The sequence below is a fragment of the uncultured Gimesia sp. genome (genome assembly GCF_937910335.1).
In the GTDB taxonomy this organism is placed as follows: Bacteria; Planctomycetota; Planctomycetia; order Planctomycetales; family Planctomycetaceae; genus Gimesia.
The window spans coordinates 1-9,182 of sequence record NZ_CALEMX010000125.1; the positions used below are offsets into that span (position 1 = coordinate 1).

General features: G+C 45.6%; 9 protein-coding genes. 7 read left to right on the top strand and 2 right to left on the bottom strand.

Annotated elements, in window-relative coordinates:
* Positions 1 to 615, top strand: a 615-nt coding sequence (locus Q0668_RS05020) for a phytoene/squalene synthase family protein (protein WP_298860739.1), incomplete at its 5' end; no start/stop codon positions are given.
* A gap of 68 nt (positions 616 to 683) precedes the next feature.
* Here Q0668_RS05020 and Q0668_RS05025 read toward each other — a convergent pair.
* Positions 684 to 2,489, bottom strand: coding sequence for a hypothetical protein (locus tag Q0668_RS05025; protein ID WP_298860742.1), 1,806 nt, complete (start codon positions 2,487 to 2,489; stop codon positions 684 to 686).
* Between the two features lie 431 nt (positions 2,490 to 2,920).
* Between Q0668_RS05025 and sppA the strand changes: the two genes are divergently transcribed.
* Complete coding sequence (gene sppA / locus Q0668_RS05030; protein ID WP_298860745.1) at positions 2,921 to 3,964, top strand: signal peptide peptidase SppA; 1,044 nt, start codon at positions 2,921 to 2,923, stop codon at positions 3,962 to 3,964.
* 42 nt (positions 3,965 to 4,006) lie between these two features.
* Positions 4,007 to 4,837 carry a tetratricopeptide repeat protein gene (locus Q0668_RS05035; protein WP_298860749.1) on the top strand — a complete coding sequence of 277 codons (831 nt, stop codon included), beginning with the start codon at positions 4,007 to 4,009 and terminating at the stop codon, positions 4,835 to 4,837.
* Here Q0668_RS05035 and Q0668_RS05040 read toward each other — a convergent pair.
* Complete coding sequence (locus Q0668_RS05040; protein ID WP_298860754.1) at positions 4,834 to 6,663, bottom strand: UbiD family decarboxylase; 1,830 nt, start codon at positions 6,661 to 6,663, stop codon at positions 4,834 to 4,836. The two genes, Q0668_RS05035 and Q0668_RS05040, sit on opposite strands and share 4 nt — an antisense overlap.
* A 357-nt stretch (positions 6,664 to 7,020) precedes the next feature.
* On the opposite strand from Q0668_RS05040, the gene Q0668_RS05045 reads away from it, so the two are divergent.
* The 4 genes from Q0668_RS05045 to Q0668_RS05060 all read left to right on the top strand — a co-directional run.
* A complete protein-coding gene (locus Q0668_RS05045) occupies positions 7,021 to 7,719 on the top strand; it encodes a hypothetical protein (RefSeq protein ID WP_298860756.1) in 699 nt (232 codons plus the stop codon).
* 526 nt (positions 7,720 to 8,245) lie between these two features.
* A complete protein-coding gene (locus Q0668_RS05050) occupies positions 8,246 to 8,554 on the top strand; it encodes a hypothetical protein (RefSeq protein ID WP_298860759.1) in 309 nt (102 codons plus the stop codon).
* A gap of 10 nt (positions 8,555 to 8,564) precedes the next feature.
* Entirely contained in the window at positions 8,565 to 8,915 is a 351-nt protein-coding gene (locus Q0668_RS05055) for a hypothetical protein (RefSeq protein ID WP_298860762.1), read from the top strand.
* On the top strand, positions 8,912 to 9,182 hold a 271-nt coding region (locus tag Q0668_RS05060), incomplete at its 3' end, for a primase-helicase zinc-binding domain-containing protein (protein ID WP_298860764.1). The genes Q0668_RS05055 and Q0668_RS05060, both read left to right, overlap by 4 nt.

The following is a 9,182-nucleotide window of genomic DNA, read 5'->3' on the forward strand; positions in this document are numbered from 1 at the left end:
TACGAGATTCCTTCAAAGTATTTTTTTGAAGTGATCACAGGTGTTGAGTCAGATCTACAGCCGATTGCTTTTCAAACGTTTGATGAACTGGCTGAATATTGTTATCGCGTTGCCGGTGTCGTGGGATTGTGTTGTATCCATATCTGGGGATATCATGACGATCGGGCCTTCGAAGCCGGGATAGAATGTGGTCTGGCTTTTCAAATGACGAATATCCTGCGGGATTTGACAGAAGATGTAGAGATGGGGCGGGTCTATGTTCCTCTAGAAGACTTAGACCGATTTGAGTACTCGCGAACCGATATTCAATCACAGATTTATGATGAGCGGTTCAGAAGTTTAATGCAGTTTGAAGTGCAAAGAACAAGAGAGTTTTATCAAAATTCAGAACGATTATTTGATTATATCTCTCCCGCGGGACAAGGCATTCTCAAAGCCATGTATCGTCTTTACGGCGGAATTCTGAATGAAATAGAACGATCAGATTATGATGTTTATTCGTCCCGCGCGGAACTGCCACGATGGCGAAAATTATTGATCGCTGGCGAGGCAATTGTTGCTTCGCGCTGGTTTTCAGTTGATCTGTTAAATAAACGAAGTGATCGTGCTCAATAAAGAAAGCTCCCGATAATCAATCAGATTATCGGGAGCTTACCAGGAGCAGCAGGAACAAAGCTCACAGATTATTCAACGCCAACATACAAAGCCGGAGTTTTCATGAACACGTCCATGTTCTTTTGGTTACTAAACAGATAGAGTCGGCCTTTGTACCAGGATGCAAAATCCAGAGTACCTTCTTTATCATCCTGTTGATCGACTAACAAGACAATATCACTGCCGCCTGCAGCAGGGGCATATTTAGCTGGCTCCCGATCAAATTTCAATTTGTTCTCAAGTGAGGCAAACTGATAGTTCATCGATTTGAAAGAAGAACTAAACTCAGGTCGAGCGTCGACAAGTAGTCTATTGTCGCGTAACGCAACTGGGCAGAAGCCTTTCAGACCTTTGATATTGCCGCGGCTGGCAATGAGTGCCAGTTTCTTTTCAATCGAACGATCCTGATCAGAAGTGGCAATTTTCTTTGCTGGTTTGGCAGCTGGATTTTCGAGTTTTTGTTCCGGCTGTGGTTTGAATGGATTTCCTACCGGTTTCTCGATTTCTTTTTCCACAACCTTTTCAACTGGCACTTCAAAAGGATTCTGTTCTTTTGTCGGAGTAGTCTGAGGTTTGGGCTGAGGTTCGAAAGGATTTTCTTCTTTCCTGGGTTTTTCCTGAGCAATCTTCGGCGAGGCTTCTTTGACAGGTTCAGCCGACTTCGATTGTTTTTCTTCAGATTTTTTCAGACCTTCTTCTTCGAGGACCAGTCCACTGAAAGGAGTTTTGGGTATTTCCTTTTTAACGACTGGTTTCTTTCGGTTGTCCGCTTCATCTTCAGACATTTCCGGAAACAGGTTGTTGAACTCGTCTTCCGGATTCTTCGCGACACTTTCCTGACTTGCTTCTGCCGTCTTTTTGGCAACCTGTGGAGTTTCCACTGCAGACTTTTTAGCAGCAGCCATTTTTGCTTCCTCAAGACGTTCGGCAGCTTCTTCTTCCAGCTCTTCTGCATCCAGTTCTTCAGTTGAAAATGTCTTGCTTTTCACAACGGACTCTGCATTGAGAGATGGTTGTTCCGGAGCAGTGATGACTGATCGGGCAAGAGGAGCTGGTGCTGCCGGCAATTGAGGCAAAGACACAGTTTTTGCTGGTGCGGTTGCTGGTGCAGCAACGGGAGCCTTTTTAACGATTTGCTGCGATTGCGGCAATCGTTTCGGAGTTTGTTTTGTTTTAGCTGGCAAAAACTTCTCATACCATTTCTGCTTATCATCTGGTTGATGATAAAGATTCTGCTGAGGATTCCCAGCGATGTTTTGAGAAGAAGCTTTTGGAGCCGGGTTGATTGCACCACGACCTGCAACAGAACCGGGATTGGCTGTTTTTGGTAATGATTGTAAATCCATAGGTGGCATCGTTCGGCCATCCCTACGATATAATAACTCCAACTGACGCTGAATTTCACTCTGTCCGGGCTTTGCATTCGGTTGAGGAACCGCGGTTTGATATTGCGGAGTTCCTGTTTGTTTACCACCACGATTGAGCGCAGGAGGTCTTGCAACAGATTTTTTCTTTACAGTCTGTTTATTTTTCTTCTGAAAAAGTGATCTCGGATCCAAGGTTAGACCTACCTGCTGAATTTGAGAACGATCCTTTTCTTTTTGAGGCGAACGCACACGCGGCTTCGTGATTCGGCGCGCTGAATGCATTTCTCGTTGAATGGCGGCTGATAATGTATTTTGCGGGTTCCGCACTATCTCTGTACTTTGGTGCTTTTTTGGACTGATCTGGATGGAAGGTTCTTCCGCAGACAGCAAATTCGAGTTCGTGAGCACTAAGCCAGAAATCGCGCTGAAAATTAAAACGCGAGCGGAGAAGCGAGTTCCTGCTATCATCTCCTGAAGTCTCCTGGTTACTAAGTCTTGAGTTCTGACAAATGAATACATTCGACAGCACTCAAAAATTTCCGATCTGAATGTTTTCCCGAATCGTCGAGTCTTCATTAATCGGAAGATTGCTTTCAAATGGTTGGTTCCGCATAATCGACACAATCATGCAGAATAATCCCTGCTGTGTTCTCTATCGTCGTTAATCTGCTCCGGTTTTTATGCCTATGTCAATTGTAGGAATAGATTCCGGCGGGATCTTTGAATTAACCCGAATGACCGTTTTTATTGATAATCTTGACGCAGTATCGGTATTGTTAACATGTTGCCTACTTTATGATTGGGGACGTCGGTGTCCGTTGGAGATGATGCCTGTATTCAGTCGGGCAATTCTGTCTGCCCCTGTCACGGAAATAGTTTAATTTAATGGAGTTATGAAAATGGATGAGAACCCGTCAGAACAGGAAAAACCCGTGGTGGCACAACCTGACTCTACGACTCAGCCTAAGCAGAAAGGTCAGTTCAAGCATCGCTGGCTGATGCGAGGATTGGTGGCATTGCTGCTGATCTCGTTCTTTATCAACCTGGGATTTTACTTCTGGTTTCAGGAATACTTTACAATCGGGAGTGGCGCTACCGAGCAATTTGTGACTGGTGATCAATTCGCAAAAAAGAAAATTGCGATCATTTCCATATCAGGGACCATTATGCCTCCGTTTACCGAACGGATTTTGCAATCGATTAAAAAAGCCCAGGAAGATGATGAAGTCAAAGCGGTCCTGTTGGAAATTGACAGTCCCGGTGGTTTTGTTGCCGACAGCCACCAGATTTATCACCGATTGGTTCAACTTCGCGAAACAAAACCGATTGTCGTATCAATGAAACGAATGGCGGCTTCTGGAGGATACTATGTTGCGATGGCCGCTGGTGAAAAAGGGGTGATTTTTGCGGAACCAACTACATGGACCGGTTCGCTGGGAGTCATTATCCCCCGCTTTGACCTGAGTGGACTAGCCGAAAAAGTGGGTATCGTCTCGGATCCGTTAAAAACGGGAGAGTTTAAAGACGCATTAAATCCATTTCGCGATCTTACCAAACGGGAACGCGCAATCTGGGATCATATCCTCGATGAGTCTTATCAGCGTTTCTTGAATGTCATTACAGACAATCGAAAAAATCTAAACTATGACCAGGTGAAAAAGTTGGCAACCGGACAGATCTACCCTGCGACGGACGCCAAAGAGAACGGACTGATCGATGAGATCGGCTATCAGGAGGATGCATTAGGCCGTTTACAGGAAATCACAGGACTCAAGAAAGTATGTGTGATAAGATATTCACATCCCATGTCGCTGTTTGATATTTTATTAGGATCAGCAGATGCGAATCAGGTGGAAAATCGAAAGCAGGCACTTTTGAATTCAACAGTTCCCCGTGCCATGTACTTAGCTTCATGGATGGGGGAAATGCCAGGTTGGCAGTAATTTGTTTCGGTTTAAAATGTCTTCCAAAATAAAAGCAAACATATGTTAGCACAAGATGAGCCAACAGTTCCCGTTCAGAATCCTTATCTGAATGATCAAGATTTGTATGCTGCGCCATCACCGGTCTGGGGCCTGATAGGCGACATTTTCTGGTTCGTGTATTTCCTGTTCATGATCTGGATGCTTGTGGATTGTGTCAGGAAGGATCCGGACCGTTTTTTATGGTTTTGGGTGATTCTCATATTTCAGCCTTTTGGAACTCTCATTTATTTCTTTGTACGTTGGTTGCCGACCAATCACATTCAGCTTCCGGAGTTTGCGAGGCCTTTGTTCCGTCAGCGTCGCCTAAACGAACTTGAAACGGCAGCGTTACAAATTGGCAATGCTTACCAGTTTGTGCGTTGGGGTGATGCGCTGAAAGAGGCTGGTATTCAACAAAAAAGTCTGGATGCCTATCATGAGGCGTTAAAAAAAGAGCCTGATAATCTGCAGGCTTTATGGGGGGCGGCTCAGATTGAAATGCAGATCAAAAAAATCGAAATCGCGAAATCGCGGTGCCAGAAAATCCTCGATATCGATCCCGAGTATAAATTTGGTGATGTCTCACTATTATTTTGTAAAACATTGTGTGAGTTAGATACGCCAGAAAATGCCAGAGAGCATCTGGCGAAACACACAAAACGCTGGCGACAACCCGAGGCATTGTATATTTTAGCGACTCTCGAAGTAGAAGCCGGTGACAATCAGGCCGCTCGAAAAACGTTGCAGAGTATGATACTGGATATTAATGGCAGTCCACGGGGAATCGCGCGGAAATTTGTTCGCTGGAAAAGCAAGGCGCGGCGTTTACTAAAACGTTTGCCAAAGTCTTAAATGATGCCATGCAACGGGCCACCTGGCGCACCAAGCTGATCGACTCGTTTTGTGATTTCGGGATCTTCAATCAACGGGGGAGCATGGTGTGGTTTGATGCGCGCATCAATCACCAGGGAGCCGTGACAGCCCCAGTGTTTGTTTTCTGTAAACGACTCAATCCCATTAATATCACAGGCAGGGTTGGATCGTGTGAAGACGGTCCATAGAAAATTATTCAGACTGGCGGCGGTAAATGAACTGTCATCTACAAGCACAGTCAGTGGAAACTGATTGAGAGGATGAACAATCGGTAATTCGGTACAGAAACGTTTTAAGTCGTTGTTAGTTTCCTGAAAGGCAGGTGCTCGGATAGCCAGAATGCCCGGACGGCATAGCTTCGGCTCAGAAAATCCAGACGGTAGTGAGAAACTGTCAGGAATACTAGTAGGCAGTTTGCGTCTGACCGAGCCAGCGGCTGCCATTACAACTTTGGATCCGGAATTAATGCCAGTTCCCGAATAATCGAGTGTATCCATCGTGGTACAGGTTTGAAAATGGAGATCACGTTTCCAGTCAATGCGTTCCAGCAGATGTGTCAGGAACGCTTCAATATTCTCAGCATTCAATTCAGGATGATCCTCGCGTGCCACGATCATCAGATACTTGGCTAAACTTAATTGGCCCTGTCCCAGGATCGCGTTGGCATTCGTCAAGATTTCCTGTGGTTTCCGCTCTTGATCGTAGGGAGTATAACGCTCGCTTCCTATTGCGAGGAGTAAAGGATGTACGCCGGCGGCGTCGACAGCGTGAACCTGATGTACTCCCGGAATCACCGACGGAATTGCTGGTCCCGTAATTTCATGGATGATGTCTCCAAAGGCGGTGTCCTCCTGGGGAGGTCTTCCGACCACCGTGAAGGGCCAGATGGCATCATTGCGATGGTAGACGGCTTCTACATTCATCACCGGAAAGGGATGTGCCAGACTGTAATATCCCAGATGATCACCAAACGGACCCTCGGGAAGTAATTGCTCCGGATCAATCCACCCTGTAATACAGAAGTCGGCTTCCGCATACATCGGCAGTCCCTGTTTATTGCGTATCATTCGAATGGCACGTTTTCCAAGTGCTCCTGCGAATGTGAGTTCGGAAAGTCCTTCGGGCAAAGGCATCACAGCCGACAAGGTCATCGCGGGAGCGCCCCCCACAAAGATATTTACCTTTAAAGGCTCTCCTTTTTCAATGGCTTCCGCATGATGGACGCCTATGCTGCGATGAATCTGATAATGCAGGCCGATCTGTTTGTTGAGCTGATATTCATTTCCGGCTAGTTGTATGCGATACATTCCCAAATTGGAATTCATTAACCCGCCACGTTGAGGTGATTCCGTATAAACCTGAGGTAGGGTGATAAAAGGACCTCCATCATCGGGCCAGCTTTTGAGTTGAGGAAGATCTTCAATTTGAATTTGATTCTCAATAACAGCTCCTCGTGAACGAGAGCGAGGCAGCATATGCAGTAATGAGAATGGGACATCGAGATAGCGCAGGGGGTGCTTCCAGAATTGGGAAGGGTCAACTTTCAATTCCACCAGGTGATTCACAGCAGCTAAAGCGTCACGAAAAATATACCGTGTACGTTCAATTGTTCCAAACAGATTGCTCACCATCGGAAATTTGCAGTCACGCACATTAGCAAAATAAAGCGCAGGGCCACCGGCCTGATAAACGCGGCGCTGGATTTCCGCTGCTTCCAACCGGGCATCGATCTCTTGTTCGATACGAATTAACTGGCCCGTTCGCTCCAGATCGTTGACACACTCACGCAGTCCTCGGTATCCCATCGGGGCACTGTCCCATTCATACAAAATGAATCGTTATTTTCATTACAATACAATCAGCAGATTAACGGTTGCTGACGAATTATACCACGTAGAACTCCAGGGAACACTGGATTGCTATTCCGAATAGGCCAACGGACGACCGTAGGCTTATTGTGGTTTATTCTACAGTGAGGGTATAATACAATCGACGTGTGATGATTGGAATGGTGACGATTCAGCGTCTGGGAGTCGTCGCTATGTAACAGTTTCCGTGATACGTCAGAATTAATACAGACGGGGATAGGTTTGATTCCGAAAGCTGGACCATCCATCCAGTTTCCCCGTTTTGTTTTTGGGTTCACTCGGGAGGGTGTAACGATGGATTTCTGGAGTCCCAATCTCGTAAGCAGTGGCCAGGAAATAATAAATGAGTTCCTACAGGCCACACCTCAAAAGCTCTATCTCATGGCTTCTGATGTGTTCGAGGATCTTAGATTCATTTCTGAGTGTGTAATTGAAGGGAATCTCGATAAAGATCATTACACTGAGGACCAATTCGAATACGACATTGAAATTCCAATGTATGCAATCGTTTCCTACTGCGATATGCACACCAACATTGATGCAAAATGTGTCATTGAATTACTGCAAGCGCTCTATCTGGAAATAACGAATACTAACGTTGCTGAGGGGATACCCACTGAGTTAGGTCCGAAGCGATCTAAAAAGGAAATTTTATGTCTGGCAAATCAAAGCGTGATAGTCGGTTTCCGGTTTGGGAACCGCCTGTATGCGATGGCTACCTCAGACCAGAGAAAAGGAATTTATGAAGCGAAGCGTATAGAACGCCAGCTGAGAGATGCAATTATTGAGATTGGAACTACTGTGATCGCTGTTAATGAGGATGGCGACAACGAGTATTTCTCATTGCAAAAGTGTATCGATGAACTATCAAAGGACTTCCCAGAGTGTAAAAAATGGTCAACAGAGCGATACAGCAGTCGACTAAAAAGGTACTGTCAAAAAGATGGTATAGATCCCCCAAAAAGAAAGACTGGCAGGCCAAAGAACAGTTAAGTCAGCCCCGCTAATGCGAACAATAATGCGAACACGCAAAAACTCGTAAAAAAACCAGAAAAATTCCCATCCCTAGAACACTGAATCAGCCCTTTTCTGGTGGCGTTCAGTTAATGCGAACATTTCCCGATCTCTATTTGTTCGTATTTTCCTGCTGAACCCCCCCCACTATCTTGATCGTAGTTGAAGCAACTTCGTTCCAACGATAAATCGACTCAAATCAGGGGCAGCAGAATGAAAGCTACAGAATCAGAATCCGGGGAAATTCTCAAAGACGCTAGTTACACACTAAGCGATTTTTCAAAAAGAGTAGGCCTAAAGCGTGACGCTTTGCGCAGTGCTCGCCGAAATGGCTTGAAGGTAATCTACCAGCATAACCGCGCATTCATCCGAGGGCGTGACTGGTTGTCTTATCTCGACGGTCTTGAATCCACCAATGAAACACCAGAAACGGACAATGCCCCCAGATCCTAGCCGATCTGAGGGCATTTCTTTTTCTCATTTATCCTTAGCAGAGGACAGCATTATGATATCACAGGTATCAAAGAAAACAATCCCACTTCGAAAAAGCAAGTTCACATTCTCGTCAATTGAACTGACAAAATCAGACCCTGCAGAGGTTACTGTCAGTCTCATTTTCCCCGGTCACTTGCCTTGTTTTGAATCAACTATGACGGGGAGCCAGTTCTACAAATACGGCCAATTCCAGACCGTGATTGCATTAGACCACGGTATTCAGCCTTATGTGGTTGAGGTCGAGCAATCGCGCTGTTCCAGGCAACGGGCTTTGATCTGGCGTGAGTTCTTTTCTTACTACTTACCGGAATTGGGATAAGGTGACACCTATGGAAACTATCAAAGTTAAAAATACGAGTTACTACATCGATAACGGAAACATGCAATCTGGAAGACAGGCATACAAGCAAAGCGTTATCGTTCTTGGCGTTTTCCAGAAAGATGATGACCGCTTCTTAGTTGTTTTTATGCCCCTCCTGTTCAATGTAGACGAGTGGCCCAATTTAGCTATTGAAGTGAACTCTGATCAGCTGCACGACTATCGAGAATTTCAGAAGGCAGGATTGCGTCAACATGGGTTTGTACCTTCCGTGGATGTGGTAGAGATGGAAGGGATCGACACTTGGATCAGTTACATTCACGAACGGCTTAGTGATGTTTGTAAGGAGGTGACAGCATGATCCAGGAAGCTAAAAAGCATTACGATAAATCAGAAGTAGCTGCAGCGGTAATCGGTAGAGAGGTTGAGGTATTATCCAGTCTTGGAATACCTGCTGAATCATTGGACGGGAAACACCATGCTTGCCCGAAGTGTGGCGGGAAAGATCGTTTCCGGTTTGATGATGTCAATCGGTTTGTGATTTGCAATCAGTGTTTCAGTGAAAAGAACGGAGATATCCCCTCTGTTGTTCAATGGTGGGAGGGTTGCTCATTCTCGGAAGCTGTTA

What these genes read in the sequence shown, in the direction of transcription:
- sppA (WP_298860745.1), top strand. Translation starts at nt 2,921, where the DNA reads ATGGATGAGAACCCGTCAGAACAGGAAAAACCCGTGGTGGCACAACCT.
- Q0668_RS05050 (WP_298860759.1), top strand. Translation starts at nt 8,246, where the DNA reads ATGATATCACAGGTATCAAAGAAAACAATCCCACTTCGAAAAAGCAAG.
- Q0668_RS05025 (WP_298860742.1), bottom strand. Translation starts at nt 2,489, where the DNA reads ATGATAGCAGGAACTCGCTTCTCCGCTCGCGTTTTAATTTTCAGCGCG.
- Q0668_RS05055 (WP_298860762.1), top strand. Translation starts at nt 8,565, where the DNA reads ATGGAAACTATCAAAGTTAAAAATACGAGTTACTACATCGATAACGGA.
- Q0668_RS05040 (WP_298860754.1), bottom strand. Translation starts at nt 6,663, where the DNA reads ATGGGATACCGAGGACTGCGTGAGTGTGTCAACGATCTGGAGCGAACG.
- Q0668_RS05045 (WP_298860756.1), top strand. Translation starts at nt 7,021, where the DNA reads ATGGATTTCTGGAGTCCCAATCTCGTAAGCAGTGGCCAGGAAATAATA.
- Q0668_RS05035 (WP_298860749.1), top strand. Translation starts at nt 4,007, where the DNA reads ATGTTAGCACAAGATGAGCCAACAGTTCCCGTTCAGAATCCTTATCTG.